21 protein-coding genes are annotated in these 21,861 nt (G+C 75.0%); 9 read left to right on the top strand and 12 right to left on the bottom strand.

What is annotated here, in order from left to right; translation table 11 throughout:
- Positions 1–214: 214 nt before the first annotated feature.
- Complete coding sequence (locus ACQ614_RS05420) at positions 215–607, top strand: transglycosylase family protein (protein ID WP_431676880.1); 393 nt, start codon at positions 215–217, stop codon at positions 605–607.
- 100 nt (positions 608–707) lie between these two features.
- Here ACQ614_RS05420 and ACQ614_RS05415 read toward each other — a convergent pair whose 3' ends face one another.
- The 6 genes from ACQ614_RS05415 to ACQ614_RS05390 form a co-directional block, all read right to left on the bottom strand.
- Complete coding sequence (locus ACQ614_RS05415; protein ID WP_431677029.1) at positions 708–1,103, bottom strand: DUF3224 domain-containing protein; 396 nt, start codon at positions 1,101–1,103, stop codon at positions 708–710.
- A gap of 95 nt (positions 1,104–1,198) precedes the next feature.
- Complete coding sequence (locus ACQ614_RS05410; protein ID WP_431677028.1) at positions 1,199–2,050, bottom strand: ATP-grasp domain-containing protein; 852 nt, start codon at positions 2,048–2,050, stop codon at positions 1,199–1,201.
- 508 nt (positions 2,051–2,558) lie between these two features.
- Positions 2,559–3,137 (bottom strand): RBBP9/YdeN family alpha/beta hydrolase, encoded by a 579-nt coding sequence (locus ACQ614_RS05405; RefSeq protein ID WP_431677026.1) that lies wholly within the window; start codon positions 3,135–3,137, stop codon positions 2,559–2,561.
- A 63-nt stretch (positions 3,138–3,200) separates the two neighbouring features.
- On the bottom strand, positions 3,201–3,551 hold the full coding sequence (locus ACQ614_RS05400; protein WP_431677024.1) for a hypothetical protein: 351 nt from the start codon (positions 3,549–3,551) through the stop codon (positions 3,201–3,203).
- 134 nt (positions 3,552–3,685) lie between these two features.
- Positions 3,686–4,633 carry a polysaccharide deacetylase family protein gene (locus ACQ614_RS05395; protein WP_431677023.1) on the bottom strand — a complete coding sequence of 316 codons (948 nt, stop codon included), beginning with the start codon at positions 4,631–4,633 and terminating at the stop codon, positions 3,686–3,688.
- Positions 4,634–4,713: 80 nt separating this feature from the next.
- Positions 4,714–5,583, bottom strand: coding sequence for a GntR family transcriptional regulator (locus tag ACQ614_RS05390; protein WP_431677021.1), 870 nt, complete (start codon positions 5,581–5,583; stop codon positions 4,714–4,716).
- A gap of 210 nt (positions 5,584–5,793) precedes the next feature.
- Between ACQ614_RS05390 and ACQ614_RS05385 the strand changes: the two genes are divergently transcribed.
- Positions 5,794–6,336, top strand: a complete 543-nt coding sequence (locus tag ACQ614_RS05385) for a GNAT family N-acetyltransferase (RefSeq protein WP_431677019.1) — start codon at positions 5,794–5,796, stop codon at positions 6,334–6,336.
- 126 nt (positions 6,337–6,462) lie between these two features.
- Here ACQ614_RS05385 and ACQ614_RS05380 read toward each other — a convergent pair whose 3' ends face one another.
- Complete coding sequence (locus ACQ614_RS05380) at positions 6,463–7,239, bottom strand: methyltransferase domain-containing protein (protein ID WP_431677018.1); 777 nt, start codon at positions 7,237–7,239, stop codon at positions 6,463–6,465.
- A 155-nt stretch (positions 7,240–7,394) separates the two neighbouring features.
- Between ACQ614_RS05380 and ACQ614_RS05375 the strand changes: the two genes are divergently transcribed.
- From ACQ614_RS05375 to ACQ614_RS05355, 5 genes are all read left to right on the top strand, one after another.
- Positions 7,395–8,912: a beta-N-acetylhexosaminidase gene (locus ACQ614_RS05375; RefSeq protein WP_431677016.1), complete on the top strand. Its 1,518-nt coding sequence runs from the start codon at positions 7,395–7,397 to the stop codon at positions 8,910–8,912.
- 160 nt (positions 8,913–9,072) lie between these two features.
- Positions 9,073–10,509, top strand: coding sequence for a cellulose binding domain-containing protein (locus ACQ614_RS05370; RefSeq protein ID WP_431677015.1), 1,437 nt, complete (start codon positions 9,073–9,075; stop codon positions 10,507–10,509).
- Positions 10,510–10,659: 150 nt separating this feature from the next.
- The gene (locus ACQ614_RS05365) at positions 10,660–13,413 is read left to right on the top strand and encodes a SpoIIE family protein phosphatase (RefSeq protein ID WP_431677013.1); all 2,754 of its coding nucleotides are present in this window, start codon (positions 10,660–10,662) and stop codon (positions 13,411–13,413) included.
- A gap of 95 nt (positions 13,414–13,508) precedes the next feature.
- Positions 13,509–15,182, top strand: a complete 1,674-nt coding sequence (locus ACQ614_RS05360) for a sensor histidine kinase (RefSeq protein ID WP_431677012.1) — start codon at positions 13,509–13,511, stop codon at positions 15,180–15,182.
- Between the two features lie 32 nt (positions 15,183–15,214).
- Entirely contained in the window at positions 15,215–15,862 is a 648-nt protein-coding gene (locus ACQ614_RS05355) for a response regulator transcription factor (RefSeq protein ID WP_363489776.1), read from the top strand.
- Between the two features lie 49 nt (positions 15,863–15,911).
- Here the strand turns inward: ACQ614_RS05355 and ACQ614_RS05350 are convergent, their stop codons facing one another.
- Together ACQ614_RS05350 and ACQ614_RS05345 are read right to left on the bottom strand one after the other, a co-directional pair.
- The gene (locus ACQ614_RS05350; RefSeq protein WP_431677011.1) at positions 15,912–16,676 is read right to left on the bottom strand and encodes a hypothetical protein; all 765 of its coding nucleotides are present in this window, start codon (positions 16,674–16,676) and stop codon (positions 15,912–15,914) included.
- Positions 16,677–16,864: 188 nt separating this feature from the next.
- Positions 16,865–17,527, bottom strand: a complete 663-nt coding sequence (locus ACQ614_RS05345) for an AAA family ATPase (protein ID WP_431677010.1) — start codon at positions 17,525–17,527, stop codon at positions 16,865–16,867.
- 356 nt (positions 17,528–17,883) lie between these two features.
- On the opposite strand from ACQ614_RS05345, the gene ACQ614_RS05340 reads away from it, so the two are divergent.
- The gene (locus tag ACQ614_RS05340) at positions 17,884–18,774 is read left to right on the top strand and encodes an ATP-grasp domain-containing protein (RefSeq protein WP_431677009.1); all 891 of its coding nucleotides are present in this window, start codon (positions 17,884–17,886) and stop codon (positions 18,772–18,774) included.
- A complete protein-coding gene (locus ACQ614_RS05335) occupies positions 18,771–19,601 on the top strand; it encodes an ATP-grasp domain-containing protein (RefSeq protein ID WP_431677008.1) in 831 nt (276 codons plus the stop codon). The genes ACQ614_RS05340 and ACQ614_RS05335 overlap by 4 nt, the downstream gene beginning before the upstream one ends.
- 44 nt (positions 19,602–19,645) lie before the next feature.
- Here ACQ614_RS05335 and ACQ614_RS05330 read toward each other — a convergent pair whose 3' ends face one another.
- The 3 genes from ACQ614_RS05330 to ACQ614_RS05320 form a co-directional block, all read right to left on the bottom strand.
- Positions 19,646–20,560, bottom strand: coding sequence for an SDR family oxidoreductase (locus ACQ614_RS05330; RefSeq protein WP_431677007.1), 915 nt, complete (start codon positions 20,558–20,560; stop codon positions 19,646–19,648).
- Between the two features lie 166 nt (positions 20,561–20,726).
- A complete protein-coding gene (locus ACQ614_RS05325) occupies positions 20,727–21,005 on the bottom strand; it encodes an acylphosphatase (RefSeq protein ID WP_431677006.1) in 279 nt (92 codons plus the stop codon).
- 311 nt (positions 21,006–21,316) lie between these two features.
- A complete protein-coding gene (locus ACQ614_RS05320) occupies positions 21,317–21,673 on the bottom strand; it encodes a DUF805 domain-containing protein (RefSeq protein WP_431677005.1) in 357 nt (118 codons plus the stop codon).
- Between the last annotated feature and the right edge of the window lie 188 nt (positions 21,674–21,861).

Below are 21,861 nucleotides of genomic sequence, written 5' to 3'. Positions count from 1 at the left end.
AGATCGATACGGCCGGTAACGGTGCCCTGACCTGCTGGTTTGTGGTCGAACCTTGTTTCGTGGGTGGTGGGTCCCTACCTTCGAAACCAGTGCGGCGGACCGCCTGGCCCGAGGGCCTGGTGATGCCGATGCCGCCGTACCCCATGAACCGCAGGCCGATCGGGTCTGCTGACCCGTGCCCGGGTGTGTCCCGGGCGTGCCCGAAGGGAACCGCATGCTTTTCCGTCACGAGACCGCCGCTGCCACCTCCACCGCCGCCAAGCGCACCAAGCGTCTGCGGATGGCCGTCATGGGCGGCGCGCTGGCCGTCCTGCCGGTGGCCGGCCTCGTCACGGCGAACACCGCCTCCGCCGCCCCGGCGTCGACCTGGGACAAGGTCGCCGCGTGCGAGTCCTCGGGCAACTGGGCGATCAACTCCGGCAACGGCTTCTACGGCGGCCTGCAGTTCACCTCCAGCACGTGGGGTGCGTTCGGTGGCCACGCGTACGCCGCGAACGCGCACCAGGCGACCAAGGCGCAGCAGATCGCCGTCGCCGAGAAGGTCCTGGCCGCGCAGGGCCCCGGCGCCTGGCCGGTGTGCTCGGTCAAGGCCGGCCTGACCAAGTAAGACCCGTACGCGACCGCCGCGGCCCCACACCCGGCCCGGCCCCCGCGCACCGCAACGGCCCGTTCCCCCACCAGGGGAACGGGCCGTCCGCATGCCCGGCTCAGCCCAGGGTGTAGTGGAAGGCGTACGTGTGGTTGCCCTCGTCGTCGATCCGGATGTCGAGCCGGCCGGTGATCCCCGCCAGCTCCTCCGTACCGGTGCCCGGCACCACCGCGACCACCAGCCGCTCGCCGCCGCTGCCCGGCGCGCAGTGCTGCAGCACGAAGCTGCCCTTGCGGCCGTCGAGCTCACCCGTGTAACGCTCGAAAGCCGTGTACGCGGCGGGCCGGCCCTCGCCGTCCGCGGCGCTGATCATGTGCACGGTACTGGTGCCCGCCAGCGCACCCCGGAAGGTCTTGGTCAGCCTCACCCGGGCCAGCGTCGCGCCGGGCAGCTCGTCGACCACCTCGGGCTCCCAGCTGTCCACCGTGAACGCGCCCTCGGCCTGCCTGTCCATCGCCGTCCCCTCGTCGTCACGGATCGCCTGCGGCCAGCCTGGCACGCCGCACCGACAACGGACCGCCGACAGACCGGTCGGGCCCGGCACAGGCATCAGCCCGCGAGCACCCGCACCGCCGCCGCGAGCCGCGCCGGGGCCTGCGGGTCGTACTGCAGGAAGAGCCGCGGCTCGGTCAGCTCCAGCTCGATCAGCAGCGGTGCACCGTCCTCGTCGCGCACCAGATCCACCCGGGCGTACAGCAGCTCCGAGCGCTCGGGCACGGCCGCCAGCACCTGCTCGGCAACCGCCAGCTGATCGGCGTCCGGCTCCCTGGCCTCGTCCGCGAACCGGCCTTCCGGCCCGGAGAGCATCGGCCCGCGGCGCACCGCATGGCTGAACCCGCCGCCCAGGAAGACCAGCGAGGTCTCGCCCTCACCGTCCACCGCCGGCAGGTAGGGCTGCACCATCGCCGTCCGGCCGGCCGCGGTCAGGCTCTCGGCGTGGGCGGCGGCCGCCGCCCGGTCGGTGGTCCGCACGGTGTCCCGGGCCCCGGACGACACGGTCGGCTTCACCACCAGCTCCGGCCACGGCGCCGTCCCGTCGGCCAGCCGCCCGCCCGGCGCGACCCACGCGGTCGGCACCACCGGCACCCCGGCCCCGGCGAGTTCCCGCAGATACGTCTTGTCGGTGTTGCGCTCCAGCACCGGCACCGGATTGCAGAGCCGGGTCAGCTCCGCCGTCCGCCGCGCCCAGTCCAGGAACTCCGCCCGGCGCCCGATGTAGTCCCAGGTGCTGCGCACCACCGCCACGTCGTACCGCGACCACTCGGCCGCCGGGTCGTCCCACACCACCCGCTCGGCAGCCAGCCCCTGCCCGGCGAAGGCGGCCAGCGCCACCTCCACCTCCATGTCCGGCGCCTCCCGGCTGGTCACGTACGCCACGGCGGGGGCGGGTGTCGCGGTCATGCTGCTGCTTCTCCTCCGGTAGGCCGACCGAACGGTTCGTCGTACGAGCACCCTAGGGGCAGGCGCCAAAGGCATTTGGTGCACCCCCGAGTGGTGTCCCGTGTGCTCCGGGGCCGGCCGGCTGCGGGCCGTGGGGTGGCGGGCACGGTCGATCTGGTGGGGGACGAGGCGCTGGCGGGGGTGGACCTGGTCGGCCCGCTCGGTCCCGTCCCGGCTGCGCCGGGCGTACGGCTGGTGACGGCGTCGGTCGCCGAGTGGCAGCCCGAGCGGTGCTACGAACTCATCCCGCACTCGCTCCGGAGTCGGTGCGCTGCCCGGACGGCCGCAGTGCCGCCCGCCCGGTGCTGGCCGGGCAGCGGGCGGCGGGCTTCCGGTACAGCTCGCGGCGGCGCCTGCTGACCCTCGAGGGCGGGCGTGAACTGCCCCCGGCGTTCCCCGGGTTCGCCCACCTGGGGGCCGATCCGGCGGCCGGTCCGAACTGGACCGGCCAGTCGAGGGTGGCCTCGTACTACGCCCGACCGCGCTGTGCCCGACCGCCCGGCCCGGCCCGACCGACGAGGTCGGTGAGCAGGGTGCGGCCCTCCGGCCAGTCGCCGAGACCGGAGTCGCTGTTGATGTGCCCGAGGGCGCCGGCCCCGACGAACTGCGAGCCCCAGGCGGCGGCGAAGGCGGCCGCCCGCTCGATCGTGCACCAGGGGTCGTCGCTGCTGGCCACCACGGTGCTCGCGAAGGGCAGCGGCTGCAGCGGGACGGGCCGGAAGCCGTACAGCTCGGGGACCTCGGCGGTGTCGACGTCGGCCGGGGCGACGAGCAGGGCGCCGAGCACCCCGGCGGTGTCGGTGCGGCCGGCGGCCCAGTGCGCCACCGTGATGCAGCCGAGGCTGTGCGCGACGAGGACGACGGGCCGGCCGGCGGCGACGACCGCCCGGTCGAGCTCGGCGACCCAGTCCGCGAGCTGCGGCTTGTCCCAGTCGGCCTGCTGCACCCGGACGAAGCCGGGGTCGGCGGCCTCCCAGCGGCTCTGCCAGTGCTCGGGGCCGGAGTTCTGGTAGCCGGGCAGGACGAGGTGGGCGGGGGCGTCGGACACGGGCGGGCTCCTTCGGCTGACTGACCGGGCGGTTCGGACGCGGCGGTGGTGGTGGGAGCGGCGTCAGCCGGCGGGCGGCAGGACCTCTTCGACCGCGCTGGTCCCGGTGCCGGGCCGGGACTCCCAGCGCCAGGTCTCGTCGAGGCGCAGCCGTCCGTCGCCGAGCCGGGAGACGGTGCTGACGCAGTGTCCGCTGCTGGTCTCGCCGTCCCGGTTGAGCTGGACGTACCGGAAGTCGAGGGTGTCGCCGGCGCGGGTGCCGACGAGGTGGCCGTGCACGATGTCGCCGCCCTGGTACGAGGCCCAGACGCGCCCCTCCTGCTCGCGGTAGGCGAAGCTGGTCGCGGCGTCGACCTCGCCCTGCTCGGCGCGTCCGATGGGCGAGAAGACCAGGCCGTCGAGGGATGGCAACATGGGCGGCGCTCCTTCCGTGCGGAGCGCACAGTCGATCACGGCGGCCGCGGGGGCTGCCATCCGTTTCCGGATACTGGGACGGCGGTCTCGCTGCGCGGAAGCCCGGCAGGTCGGTCAGGGCGAGCGGGCCGGGCTCAGAGGTAGTCGTCGAGCAGGGCGAGCGTGAAGCCCTGCTGTTCGACGGTGCGCAGCACCAGCCGCAGCATGTCCGTCATCGTCCCGTTCCACTCCCTGGGCCCGCGGAAGTGGGTGAGGATGATGTCGCCGGGGTGCAGCACCCGGTCCGCCTGGCGGTACTCCATGCGGTCGGGGAAGGCCTCCTCGTTCCACAGCGGGACGGCGCGGATGCCGCACTCCTTGGCGGCCCGCAGGGTGTCGTCGGTGTACTCGCCGTAGGGCGGGCGGAAGAGCGGCGGCCTGCTGCCGGTCTCGCGGTCGATCTCGTCCTGCTGGCCGCAGATCTCGGTGCGCTGCTCGGCGGCGGTCAGCTTGCGCATGTCCCGGTGGTTGAGGGTGTGGTTGCCGGCGGTGGCCCGGCCGTCGGCGGTGAGGCCGCGGAAGTAGCCCCAGTCGGAGCGGGCGAGGTAGCCGGAGAGGAACGTGCTGTAGCGGATGCCGAGTTCGGCGGTCATCCGGGCGAACTCCGGGTCCTTCTCGGCGCCGTCGTCGATGGTGAGGAAGACGACGCGGTCCTCGGTCGGGACGCGCCGGACGACGGGCGGCAGGCCGTCCCGCAGGGTGACCCCGGGCTGTCCGGCGGCGAGCGCGGGGCGCTGCCCGGGCGGGGGAGGGGCGGTGGCGGGCAGCCGGTCCAGGTGCCAGCGCTCGGCCTTGGCGCGGGCCTGGCGTTCGGCCGCCGCGCGGGCGGCCACCACCGGGTCGACCTGGTGCTGCTCGGCGAGGAAGGGGATCGGTTCCGGGACGTCCGGCGGCAGGGCGGCGGCAGAGGCCGGGGCTGCGGCGGTGACCGGGGGAGCGGCGGGCCGGGCGGGGGGAGCGGTGCAGGCCGTCAGGACGAGACCGAGGCCGGCCCAGACTATTGGCCCAACCCTGCGGCGACTACCTGATGATCTGATCTTCATACCGGCGGATGATCCCCGGACGGCTCGCACGCCAACCGCCGGCCCCGGCGGTGTCCCGCGGACGGCCCAGCGACGGAGTGTCAGGCCGGGGGCTGGACATCGCCCGTGGTAGTGCTCCGCCCGCCGGGCCGGCCCGGCCCTCCGCCCGGCGGAAGGCCGGGGTGGTGCGCGGCGGGCCCGGGGCCCGCACCGGGTGCACCCGCGGTGGTGTCGGACGGGCCGTCGTCGAAGGCGATCCGGGAGACGATCCGGTAGCGGTCCCCGCGGTACACCGAGTGCACGTACTCCATGGGCCGCCCGTCCGCGTCACTGGTCAGGCGCTCGAACAGCAGTGCCGGCGAGAGCACCGGAACCCCCAGCAGCCGGGACTCGCTCTCGTTGGTGACGGTGGGTTCGATCGACTGCACCGCCTCGCGGACGCGGACGCCGTGCCGCTCGCGCAGCAGGTCGTAGAAGTCGCCCGACTCCATGTCGGCCGGCTGCAGACCGGGCACCAGCGCGGCCGGCACGTGCAGGTGCTCGATGGCCATCGGCTCACCGTCGACCAGCCTCAGCCGGGCGATCCGGGTCAGCTTCGCCGCGGGGGAGATCCGCAGCCGCCGGCCGAGCCGTGCCCCGGCCGGCACGGTCTCGAACTCCAGCACCCGCCCGGCCCAGCTGCCTGCTGCCCGCGGCACGCTGAAGGCGCTGCCCTCGGAGGCCATCGCCATCTCCTGGACGACCTTCTCCGGCGCCACGAACATGCCGCGCCCGTGCTCGCGGACCAGCAGACCGGTTGCCACCAGCTCGTCCACCGCCGCCCGCAGCGTCGGCCGGGACACCCCGAGCTCCTCGCACAACGCCCGCTCGGACGGGATCGGCTCACCGGGCCTGCGGGCCTCCACCAGATCCCGCAGATGCTCGCGCACCCGCGTCCGCTTCACTGCGCCCCCCGGTCTCTCGCCCGACATGGCAGCTCCCTCGTCCCGAAACTGACCAGTACCTTACCAATACGGCGCCGCCGGGATCAGGGGATGCGGGCGGGCGCCCATGTGGGTTATCGCGCCACGTTGCGCCTTCTCATGAGCTCTGCGCCCTCTTTGCGCACGCGCGGAATCCGTGAGACGCCGCCCCTGCAAATCGGGTTGCCACCGGGCGGTCCGGCCGGATAGGAAGCCTGAATGCTTAGAGGTAGCACGGTCGGGCTCAGGGCCCGGCACGAGGACGACATTCCGATCCTGCGGACCGAGCTCTACGACGACGTGGTCAACTCCTCGCGCGCCGAAGGCAGGCCCTGGCGGCCGATGGCGCCCGGCTCGAAGGACCCGCGGCTCGTGGTGGACGACACGAACGAGGGGCTCGTCCAGTTCTCCGTGGTGGAGCTGGACGGCGGCACGCTGGTCGGCACCGCGACCCTGTGGGGCATCGACACCCACCACCGGTCCGCGCACATCGGGCTGGGCCTGCTGCCGTCCGCCCGCGGCAAGGGCTACGGCACCGACGTGGTCGCGGTGCTCTGTCACTACGGCTTCGTGGTGCGCAGCCTGCAGCGCCTGCAGATCGAGACGCTGGCGGACAACACCGCGATGCTGCGCTCCGCCGAACGCAACGGCTTCGTCCGCGAGGGCGTGCTGCGCTCCTCGGCCTGGGTGATGGGCGAGTTCCTGGACGAGGTGCTGCTCGGGCTCCTCGTCCACGACTGGAAGCCGGAGCCGAAGCTCTAGGTTGCCGCCGGGCCCGGCCGCTCCGGGACGACGACGTGGCCTCCGCCGCGCTCCGCGGCGGGGGCCACCGCCCGGCCGGCGGTGCAGACGATCGCCGAACGGGCGGATCGGGCGCCGGAGGCCCGCTCAGCGCTCCGCGACCACGACGTAGAACGTGACGGCCGCGAAGAAGGGCCCGCTCTCGAGGTGGTTGAGCCAGCGGGCGGCCCCGTCCTCGGTGAAGTACCCGGCGGCGACGGCTCGGCGGGTGCAGCGTTCCAGGCCGAGGACCAGGTCGGCGGTGCGGACGTCCCGGAAGACCGGGGTGATCGGGAGGACGGCCGACACCGCGAACCCGGCCTCCGAAGCCAGCCGCGGGAGCCGGCTGCCGATGCGGGCGTTGTGCACCGCCTGCTCGGTGACGTACCGGGTGTAGGCCTGCGACAGGTCGCCGTCCGGGTGGTCGACGGTCAGGGTGCCCCAGTCCGGCTCGCCCGTGACGAGCCGTCCGCCGGGCCGCAGCACCCGGCGGATTTCCGCGAGCGCCCGGCCCGGGTCGGCCACGTGCTGCAGTACCCGGTCGGTGCGGGCGCGGTCCGCGGCGCCGTCCGGCAGCGGCAGGTCGTGGAGGTCGCCGAGCCGGACCTCGACGGCGGCCTGCCCCGCCGTCCGCGCGGTCGCGGTGTCGACGGCGGCCCGGTCGTGGTCGACGCCGATCACCCGCCCTGCCGGGCCCACCGCCCCGGCCAGTGCGCCGAGGTCCGTGCCGGGGCCGCAGCCGAGGTCCAGCACCGTCCCGCCGGGCCGGACGTCGAGCTCCTCGAGCATGCGCTGCTTGTAGGACCGCCCGAGATCCGTGGCGGCCACCCGGTCGAGGTAGGCGATCGGGTCGGGGGTGTCGGTCTCGAACGCGGTGGAGGTCATGTCTGCCAGTCAATCAACCCCCGTCCGGCGACGGGGCGCCGAAGCCCTTCCGGTGCCGCCACTTGACGGGCCAACTGGTCTATGCCACTTTCTTTTACCAGTGGTGCTCCAGTCCGCAAGTGGTAAGTTTTCCGTCCTCCCGAGGTGGCTCCGCCGTGATCATTCCGACGCCCCGCCGGATCGTCCCCGCGCCCGGCCGGTTCACGTTCGACCACGGTACGGCCGTGTACGCCGCAGGCCCGGCCGCGGCCGCCGCCGACCTGCTCCGCACCCTGCTCCGCCCGGCCACCGGGCTTCCGCTGCCGCCCTCCCCGGACGGCGCCGTGCTGCTCGCCGTCGACCCGGCGCTCACCGCCGAACTCGGCCCCGAGGGCTACCGGCTCGCCGTCACCCCCGAGGCCGTCCGCCTGCACGCCGCCGCCACCGCCGGCCTGCTGCACGGCATCCAGCGGCTGCGCCAGCTGCTCCCCGCCGAGGCGCTGATGGACCGTCCGGTGCCGGGCGTCCGCTGGCAGCTGCCCTGCCTGACCGTCACCGACCGCCCCCGCTACCCCTGGCGCGGCCTGATGCTCGACGTCGCCCGGCACTTCCTGCCCGTCGCCCACCTGCACCGCACCGTCGACCTGCTCGCCCTGCACGGGCTGAACGTGCTGCACCTGCACCTGACGGACGACCAGGGCTGGCGGATGCCGGTCTACTCCTACCCGCGGCTCACCGCGGTCGGCTCCGTCCGGGCGCGGACGATGACCGGCCGGGCCGGCAGCGGGAGCTTCGACGACCGCCCGCACGGCGGCGCGTACACCAAGGCCGAACTGCGCGGCCTCGTCCGCCACGCGGCCGAGCGCGGGGTCACCGTCGTTCCCGAGATCGAGATGCCCGGCCACGTCCGGGCCGCCCTCGCCGCCTACCCGCGGCTCGGAAACGTTCCCGGGCGGCAGCTCGACGTGTGGACGGAGTGGGGTGTCTGCGAGAACGTCCTCGGGGTGCACGACGAGGCACTGGCCTTCTGCACCGACGTGCTGGACGAGGTGATGGAGGTCTTCCCCTCGCCGTACGTGCACCTCGGCGGCGACGAGTGCCCCACCGCCGAGTGGGAGGCCGCCCCGTCCGCCCGGCAGCGCGCCGCCGGGCTCGGCCTCGCCTCGCCCAAGGAACTGCACGGCTGGTTCCTCGGCCGGATCGGCGCCCACCTGCTGGAGCGCGGCCGGCGGCCGGTCTGCTGGGCCGAGGACAGCAGCAGCCCCGGGCTGCCGCCCGAGTTCACCGTGATGCCCTGGCGGGACGCCGACCACGGCCTCGACGCCGCGCTCCGCGGCCACGACATCGTGATGGCCCCCTACCGCGCCACCTACCTGGACTACCCCGCGTCCGACCGTCCCGACGAGCGGCTCGGCCAGGACGGCGCGGTGGTGGACCTGCAGGCCGTCCACGGGCTCGATCCGGCCCCCGCGCACTGGCCGGAGGAGGCCCGGGCCCGGGTCCTCGGCGCCCAGGCCCAGCTGTGGACCGAGTTCGTGCCCGACCCCGCGGAGGCCGACCGCCGGCTCTACCCGAGGCTCTGCGCCCTCGCCGAGCGCGCCTGGAACCCGGACACCGACTGGCCCGCCTTCGAGCACGCCCTCACCGGCCACCGCCCCCGACTGGCGGCCCTGGGCCTGCCGACGGCCTTCTGACCGGGCGCACCCGACCCGCCCGCTCACGCCCGCCCCGCTCACGCCCCGCCCGCGGCCCCGCCGCCCCCGATCCGCACCACCCGCACGCTCCCTGCCCTGCACCCGGGTGCCGCGCTCCGCGGCACCGTCCCGCACCGCCCCACCGGAGAGAGGGATCACCGTGTCAGGAAAGCCCCGTACCCCGCGCCGCCTGCGCACCGCGACGGCCGTCTGCGTCGCCGCCGGACTGGCGGGCGCCGCGCTGCTCACCGCGCCCGCCTCGGCCGCGACCGACGCGCTGAGCGTCCGCTACCGCACCAGCGCCACCGGTGCCACCGCCGACCAGTCCGAGCCCTGGCTGGAGGTCGTCAACACCGGCACCACCACCGTGCCGCTCGGCGAGATCAAGCTGCGCTACTACTTCAAGGCGGACGGCCCGAACACCGTCTACCGCTTCGCCTGCTCCTGGGCGGTCAAGGGCTGCGCCAACATCACCGGCACCTTCGGCACCCTCGCGAACCCGACCGCGACCGCCGACCGCTACCTGGAGATCGGCTTCACCGCCGGCGCCGGCTCGCTCGCCCCGGGCCAGAGCACCGGCGACATGCAACTGCGGTTCTACCGCTCCGACTGGCAGACCCTCGTCCAGTCGGACGACTACTCCTTCGGCGCCGCGCAGACCTCCTACGCGAACTGGGACAAGGTCACCCTGCAGCGCTCCGGCACCCTGCTCTGGGGCACCGCCCCGGCCGGCAACACCCCGACCACGCCGCCGACCACGCCCCCCACGACCCCGCCCACCACGCCGCCCACCGACCCGAACGCACCGGCCCTGTTCGACGACTTCTCCTACACCTCCAGCAGCGACCCCCGGTTGCAGCAGAACGGCTGGACGGTGAAGTCCGGCCAGGGCGGCCCGGGCGTCCCCGGCGCCACCTGGTCCCCGGCGGACGTCACCTTCGCGAGCTCCGTGATGAACCTCCGGCTCACCACCGACGGCACCGCGGCGGGCACCAGGGAGACGGAGATCCAGACCACCGCCCGGAAGTTCAAGAACGGCACCTACGCGGCCCGGGTGAAGTTCGACGACGCCCCGAGCGGCGGCCCCGACGGCGACCACGTCAACCAGACCTTCTTCGCCTTCACCCCGCTCAACCGGCCGATGGACCCGGACTACAGCGAGCAGGACTTCGAGTACCTGCCGAACGGCGGCTGGGGCGAGCAGGGCAACATCATGTACTCCACGTCCTGGGAGACCTACAACCCGGACCCGTGGAACGCCGTCAACACCCACACCGAGAGCCGCACCTCCTTCAACGGCTGGCACGACCTCCAGATCACCATCGACTCCACCGCCATCACCTACTACATCGACGGACAGGTCTTCGCGGTGCACGGCGAGCCCTACCTGCCCGAGACCCGGCAGTGGATCGACTTCAACCACTGGCTGATCGACCTCAACGGCCAGACCGCCGGCACCCCGCGCTCCTACGACGAGCAGGTCGACTACGTGTACTTCGTCCAGGACCAGGTGCTCACCCCGGCCCAGGTCGCCGCCAAGGTCGCCGGCTACCGGGCGGCGGGCACCGCCTTCACCGACACGGTGCCCGCCGGCTGATCCGCAACGGCTGCCGCGCCCGCCCGCCCGGCCCGGAGGGGCCTGCGCGGCCGGACGGCAAGGGCTCCGCTCCGATCGGCCCCGATCCGATCGGAGCGGAGCCACTGGTTCCGTTTGACACCTTCGGAGGTCCGGGACTAGGGATGAAGAATGCGCCTGGGCGTGCCGGCTGACGGCGATCCGGGGGCGGTGGCCGGGCAGCCGGACGCCCCCGCAGACAGTCACGCCCCCGGCCTCCAGCTGCCGCCCGGCAGCGCGGACCACGAACGTCCGCCGCCCGGCAGCGCGGACCGGCACGCCCCGGACGGCGCGGGCGGTGCCGCCACCGGGCCGCCCGGCACGAACCCCGGGTCCGCACGCCCCGGCACCGGTGCAGGCCTGTCCGGGCCGAACGGCCCACCCGGCCCGTCGCCCGTGCCGCCCGGCCCGTCCCCCGGCGCGGCCGACCGCGCGGCCCTCGACCGCGACGCCGTGGAGAAACTCCTGGCCGAGGCGCTGACCAGGGCGGTCGCCGCCACCTCCGGCTACGGCGGGCTGATCTACCTCCCGTCGCCCGACCGCCGATCGCTCGTGCTCAGCACCGTCGTCGGCGTCCCCCTGCCGCTGCTCAGCGCCTTCCGGCGGATCGCCGTGATGGCCCCGCTCCCCACCTCCGAGGCCTACCGCACCGGCCGCACCATCGTCCTCGCCGACCCCGACGAGACCATGCGGCGCTTCCCCAGGCTCGCCGTCGGTCTGCCCTACGCCTACTCCTTCGCCGCCGCACCGATCAGCACCCGCGACGACACCCTCGGCGTGCTGTGCGTGCTGTGGCCCGGCGGCGCCGAGGCGGGCCTGCCCGGCGGGGCCCGCCGCCAGCTGCGCACCTCGGCCAACCGGATCGCCGCCGCCCTCGCCCCGTACGGCTCCCTGGTCGCCGCCGACCAGCCGACCGTCGTCCAGCTCCCGCCGCCGTCCGGCCCGGCCACCCGCGTCGGCGTCTTCGACTGGGACATCCCCGGCAGCAGCCTCACCATCGACGACGACCTCGCCGGCATCCTCGGCATCGCCCCCGGCTCCTTCGACGGCCGCGCCGCCACCCTCGTCGACCGGCTCTCCCGCGAGGACGTGCCGCTGCTGCGCGAGGCCGTCCGCCGCGCCGCCCGGGAGGGCCGCCCGTTCGACCGGCAGGTCAGGGTCAAGGACCCGCGCGGCGGGCACCGCACCCTCGAACTCCGCGGCCGCCGGGTCGCCGACGGAACCCACCTGGTGATCGTCGTCCTCGACGACTCCGCCGGCTCCGCCGCGGTCGCCGCCGTCGAGCGCCTGCGCGACGGCGTCTTCGCCCTCGACGCCGAGGGCATGGTCGTCTACGTCAACCGGACGGCCGAGATGTTCCTCCAGGCCAGACGGGACGAACTCCTCGGACGCCACCCCTGGGACGTGCTGCCCTGGCTCGGCGACCCCGCCTACGAGGACCGCTACCGCGCCGCGATGCTCTCCCGCCGCCCCACCGCCTTCCTCGCCTGCCGGCCCCCCGACCACTGGCTCGCCTTCTCGCTGTACCCGGACGCCCACGGCGTCACCGGCCGGATCGTCGCCGCCGCCGAGCCCACCGACCCGGCCGCCCGCAACGCCCTGCTGCACGAGGCCCCGTCGCCGGCCGCCCCCGCCAGCCTCGGCGCCACCTACCACCTGCTCCAGCTCGCCAGCGCCCTCACCGAGGCGGTCACCGTCCAGGAGGTCTGCGACACCGTCCTCCAGCAGATCCTGCCCGGCTACGGCGGCCAGGAGCTCGCCCTCTACCTCGCCCAGAACGGCCGCATGCACCTCGTCGCGCAGAGCGGCTACCCGGAGGGCTTCCTCGACCGCTTCGAGGCCACCCCGATGGGCGCCCGGCTGCCCGGCGCCGAGACCCTCAGCGCCGGAAGCCCGCTGTTCTTCCAGACCTCGAGCGAACTCCAGGCCGCCTACCCCGGCATCCCCCAGGACGAGATGCGGGCCTGGGCCTTCCTGCCGCTCATCGCCTCCGGCCACCCCGTCGGCAGCCTCATCCTCGGCTTCGAGCAGCCCCGCACCTTCACCCCAGAGGACCGCGTCCAGCTCACCGCCCTCGGCGGCCTGATCGCCCAGGCCCTGGAACGCGCCCGCCTCTACGACGCCGAGTTCACCCTCGCCCGCGGACTCCAGCAGGCCCTCCTCCCGCACCGGCTGCCCGCCGTGTCCGGCATCGCCATCACCGCCCGCTACCTCCCCGGCACCCGGGGCATGGAGATCGGCGGCGACTGGTACGACGTGATCGCCACCCCGCACGGCCTCTGCCTGGTCATCGGGGACGTCGAGGGCCACAACGTGGGTGCCGCAGCCACCATGGGCCAGCTGCGCAGCGCCGTCCGCGCCTTCGCCTCCGGCGGCAGCCCGCCCGCCGAGGTCCTCGTCCGCACCAACCACCTCCTCGTCGACCTCGATCCCGGTCTGCTCGCCAGCTGCTGCCTGATCCACCTCGACCCGACCGACGGGCGCGCCCACGGCGTCCGGGCCGGCCACCTGCCGCCGCTGCTGCGACGGCCCGACGGCCGCACCGAGGTCGTCGACCTGGAGGGCGGCCCGCTCCTCGGCGTCGACCGGTCGGCGCACTACCCGACCACCCGGCTGCACCTGCCGGTCGGCTCCGTCCTCGCCCTGTACACCGACGGGCTGGTCGAGACCCCCTCCACCTCCATCGACCAGGGCATCGACGAACTGCGCAGCTCGCTCGCGCACGCCGGGCCCGTCCTGCCCGCCCTGCCGGGCGCACCCGACAGCGCCGGGTCCGCCCACGGGGCACGCACCCTCGACGGCCTCGCCGACCGGCTGGTCGCACGGGCCAGCCGGACGGCGCAGCGGCTGGACGACATCGCGCTGCTGCTGATCCGCCGCGAGTGACCCGCCGGCGCCGGCCGGAGCAGCGACTTTGGTCGAAGCAGGTCGATACCGAGGATGGTGGCGGCCGCCCGGGGGCGGACCGCTAGCCTCTGCCCGTGACCACGAAAACGACCGCGCTCCGCACCCCGGGGCCGCTCCTGGGAGCGCTCCTCCCGACGGCCCCGACCAGGGCGGACCTCCGGCCGAGGGCCCTGCTGCGCCGCGTCCTGCCGGGCCCCTGGGGCACGCTCAGGGTGGTCAACGAGGGCGTGGCCGCGGTCGTCGTCGGCGGCCTCGGCGGTCTGATCCAGCTCGCCGACTCCGGCCCGGCCGGGGCGCTCGCCGCGGGGCTCGCCGGGGCCGTGCTGTGTCTGCTGCGGCGCGGCCTGCCCGGCACCGTCCTGGTGGTGACCGGCGCGGCGATCGGCGGGTACGGCGGCTTCCTCCCGCTGCTGGTCGCGGCCGGCTGGTCGGCCGGGTACCGGATCACCCGGCCGCTGCTGCTGACCGTCGCCTTCTGCACCGCCTTCACCGGTGTGCTGATCACCGCGCTGGGGCTGAACACCGACGGCCTGCCGGTCCGCGCCAACCTGGTGGTCTCCACGGTCGGCTTCCTGCTGCTGGCCGTCCTGCCCGCCGTCGTGGGCCGGTACCGCGCCCAGCGCCGGGCCCTGCTCAGCGCCCTGCAGGAGCGCAATGCGCAGCTCGTGCGCGAGCGGGTGATGATCGCCCACCAGGCCCGGCTGCGCGAGCGGCACCGGATCGCCCAGGACATGCACGACAGCCTCGGCCACCAACTCGCCCTGATATCCGTGCACACCGGTGCGCTGGAGGTCGACCGCACCCTCACCGCGCCGCAGCGGGAGGCGGTGGGCGTCCTCCGGCAGGCGGCGGCCGGTGCCATGCGGGAGCTCCGCGAGGTGGTCGGCCTGCTCCGCGACGACACGCTGCCGGAGGCCGGCGGGGTGGAGGCCGTGGAGCGGCTCGCCGAGGCGTCCCGGGCGGCCGGCGCGAAGGTCGCCCTCGAGCGGTCGGGCGAGCCCAGGGCGCTGCCGGCGGCCGCCGGCCATGCGGCGTACCGGATCGTCCAGGAGGGGCTGACCAACGCCCACAAGCACGCGCCGGGTGCTCCGATCTCCGTCGCCCTGCGGTACGAGCCGGATGCCCTGGTGGTGGAGGTGCACAACGGGCCCGCCCCGGAGGCGGCCGACGGGGCCGTCCGCGGCGGCCAGGGCCTGACCGGCCTGCGCGAGCGGGCGAGGCTGCTCGGCGGCATGGTGCACGCGAGCCCCACCCCGGAGGGCGGGTTCCGGCTGGCCGGCGTGCTCCCGTACGACGGCACGGGCCGGGGCGAGGGCGCCGCGGCGGGCGGGCCGTCCGACGAGCTGGACCTCGGCTTCCCGGTGGTGCCGCCGGAGCCGCTGCCGCGCCGCAGCCCGGCCCTGGGCTGCGCGATCGGGGCGGGTCTGGTGCTGCTGGCCTCCCTCGGCGCGCTGGTCTGGGCCGCCCTGACGTTCTTCCAGATGCTGGGGAACGCCACGCTGTCCCGGGAGACCTTCGACGGCCTGCGGGTCGGCACCTCGGAGCAGGAGGTGCGCAGCATCCTGCCGCCCGGCAGCAGGATGATGACCGGTGAGTACCGCGACCAGGGCCCGCCGGTGCCGGCCGACGCCTCCTGCGCGTGGTTCATGTCGGACGAGGACAGCGCCTCGATCGAGACGGAGACCGTGCTCAGGCTGTGCTTCCGCGACGGCCGCCTGGTCGACAAGCAGCACTACCCTGCCAGGTGACGACCAGTGATGCCGCTCAGGAGGCCGCAGAAGTGATCAAGGTCCTCGTCGCCGACGACGAGCCGCTCATCCGGGCCGGTATCCGGATGATCCTGACCTCGGCGGACGACATCGACGTGGTGGCCGAGGCCGCCGACGGCCGCGAGGCCCTCGAGCTCGCCCGGGCCCACGCGGTGGACGTGGTGCTGCTCGACATCCAGATGCCGGTGATGGACGGTCTGACCGCACTGGCCGAGCTGCCGCGGGCCGCCCCGGGCGCCCGGGCCCTCGTCCTCACCACCTTCGGCGAGCGGGAGAACGTGCTGCGCGCGATCGCCTCCGGCGGCGCCGGGTTCCTGCTCAAGGACACCGCGCCGGGCGAACTCATCCAGGCCGTCCGGGCCGCGGCCGGCGGCAACGCCTTCCTGTCACCGGCCGCCACCCGGCACATCGTCGACAGCCTGGCGGCCGGCCCGGCCACCGCCCGCGGCGAGGCCGCCCGCCGCAGGCTGGCCGTCCTCACCGACCGGGAGCGCACGGTGGTCGACCTGCTCGGCGAGGGCCTCTCCAATGCGGACGCCGGGGCCCGGCTGCACATGAGCGAGGCCACGGTGAAGACGTACGTCAGCCGCATCCTGGCCAAGCTCGGGTGCGACAACCGCGTGCAGGCCGCCCTGCTCGCGCGCGACGCCGGGCTCTGACGTCGGGCTCTGCCGCGGGGCTCCGACCAGGCCGGTCCGGCAGGCCCGCTCAGGCCTGCGGCTGGAGCACTCCGGAGAGCCGGGCCTGTGCCCGGTCGAGTTCGCTGTTGACCTGGGCCCGCAGGGCCGGCAGCAGTGCGAGTGCGGCCCGGGCGGCGTCCGCGGAGGGCTCCGGGTCGGCCTGGGCGGCCGTCACCGCGGCCCGCAGCGGCATGGTGGTCAGCGCCGTCTCCCAGGCGGCGCGGTGCACCCCGGAGGCGTAGCGGGAGGTCAGGTACTCCAGCGGTGTCAGGGCGAGGCCGTCGCCGTCCTCCGGTCCGGCGAGCCGGTCGCTGGGCAGCAGCCAGGCGATGCCGTCCCGGGCGATCAGTTCGAAGGCCCTGGACTCGTCCGCCGTCGCCCAGGGGCCGCTGCCCGCGGTGGCCGCGGCGAGCAGCCGTTCCAGCATCGCGGCCTCGCGCGGGCCGGCCGTGCGGTCCGGGTGCTCCTGTTCCGCGAGGAGCTGGGCCAGGTGGTAGCGCTGGCCCCAGCTGCCGACCCAGCGGTGCATGGCGCCGGCCCTGGTCTCCCGGAGGGCGGCCAGGGCCAGGGCACGGGTGGTGATGTCGCGTCGGACGAGGACGCCCTCGGAGTCGGGACCGAGCCTCCGCAGGGCGGTCTGCACCGTGGCGGGCGTGGGGCCGTCGTACCAGCGCAGCGTCCAGCTGCGGCGGGCGGGGTCGTACTGCGGCTCGAAGGCGGTGCGGTACTGCGCGCCGAGCCGGTCGGCGAGCCGGCGCAGACGCGGTTTGCGCCGGGATGAGGGGGTGGGCATGGCTGCACAGTAACCAGCGCGCGCGGGCGCGCGAGGCGACGCGCGCGACCCCTCACCCCGGTGGGCGCCGCCCATCCGGCCCGAGGGGTGGACCCCGTGGCACGCGCGTACCCTCGTCCGTCCCTCCGGCGCAACAGCACGGTTCGGCGCTGCAGCACAGGCGGCGGCCCGCCTCGCAGGCCCCCGCCTCAGGCGTCGGCGAAGTCGATGTCCCGCAGCCGCAGGGCGCCCGTCTGGTCGAGCAGCACGGTGGTGGCGCAGCCCGCGACCGGCCCCTCGGCCAGAGCCAGCGAGGCGTGCAGCCGGGCGGTCGCCCACCGGTGCCGGGCGAAGGCGTACGCGGAGACCTGCCGGCCCCGCTCCTGCTGCCCCTGGGCGGCCTGCTGCGGGCTGGCGTCGAGCAGCAGCAGGTGCAGCCGCCGGCCCTGGGCGGCGGCCGTCCGGGCCACCCACCGGCGCACCCACGGCAGGGTGCCGCAGTCGTGCACCACCAGCGGTCCGCCCGCCCGCAGCGCCCGGTGCAGGCCCAGGTAGTGGTGCAGCCGCACCAGCGGGCGGTACAGCGCATACGGCACGCGGGGCAGCCGTTCCTGGTAGCGCTCGCGGGAGTGCTGGGAGTCGACGACGGGTGCCCGGGCGCAGCGCCGCATCAGCGTGGACTTGCCGCTGCCGGGCAGGCCGGAGACCACCACGACGTCCCCGGCCGGGTAGCGCAGCGCGCCGGGGACCGGCCGGTCGCGCAGGTCGTGCAGGCCGACCGGCCGCAGTACGCCTTCGGGCGTCCGTGCCGCCGTGAGCGGTTGTTCGGTCCCGGCCCCCGTCACGGGCCCGGTACTGACGGTTTCGCGCACCGCCCCCTCCTTCCGGTACCCGTGCCCTACCCGGAACGGGACAAGGGCTCACCAAGAGAGGGTAATGGGATCATCGGAGTCGGCGGGGTGCCGTTTCGGGCGGTGACCCACCTGTGGTCTGCTGGAACGGCTTCGGTACGCCGCCGTGACATCCGCGCCCCGCGGGCCCGCTGACGCCGCGTCGGGCGCCGGACGGGACCGTCGGGCCGGTCCGATCCGCGGCGCGACACGCCGTCGGCTGTGACCCGCTTGTAGCTGTTCGCGGACGACTTGGGCGATCTTGCCCGGAAGGTTCGTGGCATCCTGGAGCGCTGTGTCCGGGCCGAGGGAGCCCGGCGGGGGGACGGGAGTCGCGGATGAGGTTCTGCTTCCTGGTCGAGGAGCACTACCGGAACGACGGCATGCCGCTCGACGTGGTGCGCCGGCTGACCGCGTGGGGCCACCGGGTCGACGTGGTCCGGCCCGGCGGCTCGCTGATGGACCTCGGCGAGCTGGTCCGCGCGGGCGACCACGACGCCTGGGTGCTCAAGACCGTCTCCGGCGGCCCGGGCCTCGGCCTGCTGGAGGCCGCCGCGGCCGTCGGCCTCACCACCGTCAACGACGCGCGGGCCATCCGCCCCGTCCGCGACAAGGCACAGGCCGCCGTGATCGCCGCCCACCGCGGCCTGCCCGTCCCGCCCACCTGGGCCGCCGCCCGCTGGGAGGACTTCGGGCGCATACCCGACAGCCACTACCCGCTGGTGGTCAAACCCGCCGACGGCAGCTCCGGCCGCGCCGTCCACCTCGTCGAACGCCCCGACCACCTCGCCCTGCTCGGCGCCGAGCTCGGCGGCGAGGGGCTGCTCATCGCGCAGCCGTACGTCCCGAACGGCGGCGTGGACCTCAAGGTCTACTGCGCCGGCGGCGAACTGTTCGCCACCGAGCGGACCTCCCCGCTGCACCCGGACCACCCGCACCGCGAACGGCCGGTCGCGCTCGCCCCCGAGGTGGCCGCGGTGGCCGCCCAGGTCGGCGAGGTCTTCGGGCTGGACCTGTACGGCGTGGACATCCTGCTCGGCCCGGACGGCCCGGTGGTCGTGGACGTCAACGACTTCCCGAGCTTCCGGGCCGTCCCGCAGGCGGTGGCCCGGGTGTCCCGCGCGGTGCTCCGGCTGGCCCGCACCGGCTCCTCCTGGCCGTCGGTCGCCGCAGTGCCGCCGCAGGGCGTCGGGAGCACCGTCCCCGCCGCGGTCGGCGGCGCCGCGTGACCCGGCAGCTCCGGGTCCGCCTGCTCACCGCCGACCCCGGCCACCCGCTGCTCACCGCCGCAGCGGTACTGCTGCGCGCCGGCGGTCACACCGTGGACACCCAGCACCCCGCCGCACCGGAGGAGCCCGGCCGCCCCGACGTCTGCCTGCTAAAGGCCCGGACACCGCAGGCGCTCGCCCTCGCCGCACGGCTGGAGGAGCGGGGCGTGCCGGTGGTCAACCCGGTGGCCGCCACGGCCTTCTGCCAGGACCGGCAGCGGATGGCCGACCGCGCCCTGGCCGCGGGCCTGCCGTTCGCGCCGACCCGCACCGCGGACCTGGCCGGTCTGGACGTCCCGGAGCCGGCGGTGGTCAAGAGCCTGCACAGCCGCCGCGGCGACCTGGTCGCCGCCGTCCCCGACACCGCCACGGCCCGGCGCCTCGCGGCCGAGTGGCCCGGGGAGCCGGTCGTCGTCCAGCCGCTGGCGGCCAACGACGGCTGGGACCACAAGCTGTGGGCGGTGGACGGCCGCCTCTTCGCCGAGCGCCGCCGCTCCGAACTCGCCCCGCCCGCGCCCGGTGCAGCCACCCGGGCCGCGCTCCCGGTCGCCGAACTGCCCGCGCACTGGCGGGACCTCGCCCTCGCCGCCGGCGAGGTCTTCGGGCTGGACGTCTACGGTGTCGACATCCTGGCCACCGCCGCAGGCCCGCTGATCGTGGACGTCAACGCCTTCCCCGGGATCCGCGGCCAGGCCGGCGCGCCGGAGGCCCTGGCCGCCCTGGCCGTCGCCGCGGGCACCGGCAGCCGCCGGCCGGCGGAGCGCGCAGCCGTCCGGGCGGCCGGCTGACGGACACGCACGGGGCTGCTGACGGACACGCACGGGGCGCGCGGTCAGCGGTATCCCGTCGCGTCGGCCGGCCGGCCCGGATCCTGGACCTCGACCATGTAGCGCCAGGCGTCCGGCCGGCTGCCGTCGAGGTCGGTGAACCCGTACACCCCGGCGAGCCCGCCGCTGGAGAGCGACTGCCCGTTCCAGCGGCTCACCTTGCGGTCCGCGGCCAGCGCGGCGACGGCCCGGCCCACGTAGCGCGGCGTCTCGGAGATGCAGAAGTGCGGCTGGAGCGCCAGCGCGTCGCGCCAGTTCTCCTCCGTGACGCCGAAGTGGTCGAGCATGATCTCCGAGCGCATCCAGCCGGGCGTCAGGGCCACCGCCGTGGCGCCCCGCGACCCCAGCTCGTGGCCGAGCGAGAACGCCATCCGCAGCACCGAGGCCTTGGCGAGGTCGTAGAAGAACGACACCCGGTAGGTGTCCCGGTTGTACTCGGCGGTGCCGTCGGTCACCTCGACCACCAGACCGCCGGGGTGGCGCAGCAGCAGGGGGAGCGCGTGGTGACTGGTGATCGCGTGGGTCTCCACCGCGAGCCGGAGCAGCCGCAGCCCCTTGTCGAGGTCGTGCTCCCACACCGGGGTGTCCCAGACGAAGAGGTTCTCGCCGCCCCACACGTCGTTCACCAGGACGTCCAGCCGGCCCTGTTCGGCGGCGATCCGGTCGACCAGGCTGCGCACTTCGGCGGGCACCAGGTGGTCGGTGGGGACGGCGATGCCGCGGCCGCCCGCCGCGGTCACCAGGTCGGCGGTGTCCTCGAGGACCTCCGGGCGGTCGTACTCCGACCGCCGTTCCCGGGTGCTGCGGCCGGTGACGTAGACGGTGGCCCCGGCCGCCCCGAGCTCGACCGCGATCCCCCGGCCGGCACCCCTGGTCGCCCCGGCGACCAAAGCGACCCTGCCGTCCAGCGCTCCAGGCATGTGTGTCCTTCCGTGCTGATCGTCGCCCGCTCGCCTCCGGGCCCTCTTGATCCGGCGCCGACGGTCTCCCCCGGCCTGGCGGCTGGGAGGTGCCCCCATGCTCCGTCGCTGCGCTCCCTCGCTTCTCCCTTCCGGCGCCGGCGGGCCCTTCGGCTCGGGGCGGGGGCTACCAGGCGGTGGGGCGGACCTCGAAGCCGGTGAGGCCCTCGGGGGGTTCCTCGGAGACGCGGCGTTCCTCGACGACGGCGCGGCTCGGCCCGCGCCCGCACCACGCCACCATGCGCTCGACGGCGTCCTGCGGGCCCTCGAAGACGGCCTCGACCCGGCCGTCCGGGAGGTTCCGTACCCAGCCCGCCACGCCCGCCGCGGCGGCCTCCCGTCGGCAGGTGTCCCGGAAGAACACGCCCTGCACGACCCCGGCCACCACCACGCGTCTACGGATCACGCCTGCCAGGTATACCCGATCCGCGCCGCCCTGCCGAGGCCGCCGCGCCGCCCGCGAACGGGCCCGCCGTACGGCCCTTCCGGCAGCGATCGGGGGGAGGGCGAACGGCCGACGGTCCGTCATGTCCGGCCCTCCGCACGGCCTCCGGCCTGCGGAATTCCGGCGGCGGGAATTCTTGAACGGCCCGGGACGGGTGCGCCGTGGAATTCGCCGGGCGTTCCGCCGGAGGTCTCCCGGATTTCTCCCGGGGGAATGCGGAAACGGCCGGGGCGGCCTTTCGGCTGCCCCGGCCCGCTTGTCCTTCCCGGGCGTCAGGCCGTGGCCGGCGTCAGCTTCGGGTTCGAGCCGTACTCGTTGTCGCCGGGCTGGCCCTCGAGGACCGCGAAGACGATCAGGGCGATGGCGCCGACGAACGGCACCAGGCCGATCAGCAGCCACCAGCCGGAGCGGCCGGTGTCGTGCAGGCGGCGGACGGTCACGGCCAGGGACGGGAGGAGCACCGCGAGGCCGTAGAGGGCGGTGAGCAGGGAGGTGTCGAGGAGGTAGCCCACGATCCCCAGGACGACGTAGACGGCGAAGTTGACCAGCGCGTACATCCAGTATTCCTTGCGGCGTGCCCGGCCGCCGAAACCCACGTAATTCTTGAGTACAGCCAAGTACCAGTCCACGTCAGTTTTCCCTGTTTCCGTGTCGATTGGGTTGGGGGGAATGTAGTGGTGCCGGTGATGGGCGGTCAAGAAGTTATGCAGCAGGGTGGGGGCAAAGATTTCGGCCGGGCCGACACTCTGCTGTAACCCTGTCGCAGTGGCCCCGACAATCAGCGGTACTAGGCTGGTGGCAGGGCCGCCCGACCGGT

It is taken from the genome of Kitasatospora dryopteridis (assembly GCF_050749075.1).
Classification (GTDB): domain Bacteria; phylum Actinomycetota; class Actinomycetes; order Streptomycetales; family Streptomycetaceae; genus Kitasatospora.
Note: the sequence above shows the minus strand (reverse complement) of the source record. Positions and strands in the feature narration are given on the sequence as shown.

Coding starts and splice junctions, on each gene's coding strand:
- ACQ614_RS05330 (WP_431677007.1), bottom strand. CDS start 20,560: ATGCCTGGAGCGCTGGACGGCAGGGTCGCTTTGGTCGCCGGGGCGACC.
- ACQ614_RS05385 (WP_431677019.1), top strand. CDS start 5,794: ATGCTTAGAGGTAGCACGGTCGGGCTCAGGGCCCGGCACGAGGACGAC.
- ACQ614_RS05340 (WP_431677009.1), top strand. CDS start 17,884: ATGAGGTTCTGCTTCCTGGTCGAGGAGCACTACCGGAACGACGGCATG.
- ACQ614_RS05420 (WP_431676880.1), top strand. CDS start 215: ATGCTTTTCCGTCACGAGACCGCCGCTGCCACCTCCACCGCCGCCAAG.
- ACQ614_RS05415 (WP_431677029.1), bottom strand. CDS start 1,103: ATGGACAGGCAGGCCGAGGGCGCGTTCACGGTGGACAGCTGGGAGCCC.
- ACQ614_RS05380 (WP_431677018.1), bottom strand. CDS start 7,239: ATGACCTCCACCGCGTTCGAGACCGACACCCCCGACCCGATCGCCTAC.
- ACQ614_RS05365 (WP_431677013.1), top strand. CDS start 10,660: ATGCGCCTGGGCGTGCCGGCTGACGGCGATCCGGGGGCGGTGGCCGGG.
- ACQ614_RS05400 (WP_431677024.1), bottom strand. CDS start 3,551: ATGTTGCCATCCCTCGACGGCCTGGTCTTCTCGCCCATCGGACGCGCC.
- ACQ614_RS05395 (WP_431677023.1), bottom strand. CDS start 4,633: ATGAAGATCAGATCATCAGGTAGTCGCCGCAGGGTTGGGCCAATAGTC.
- ACQ614_RS05350 (WP_431677011.1), bottom strand. CDS start 16,676: ATGCCCACCCCCTCATCCCGGCGCAAACCGCGTCTGCGCCGGCTCGCC.
- ACQ614_RS05390 (WP_431677021.1), bottom strand. CDS start 5,583: ATGTCGGGCGAGAGACCGGGGGGCGCAGTGAAGCGGACGCGGGTGCGC.
- ACQ614_RS05410 (WP_431677028.1), bottom strand. CDS start 2,050: ATGACCGCGACACCCGCCCCCGCCGTGGCGTACGTGACCAGCCGGGAG.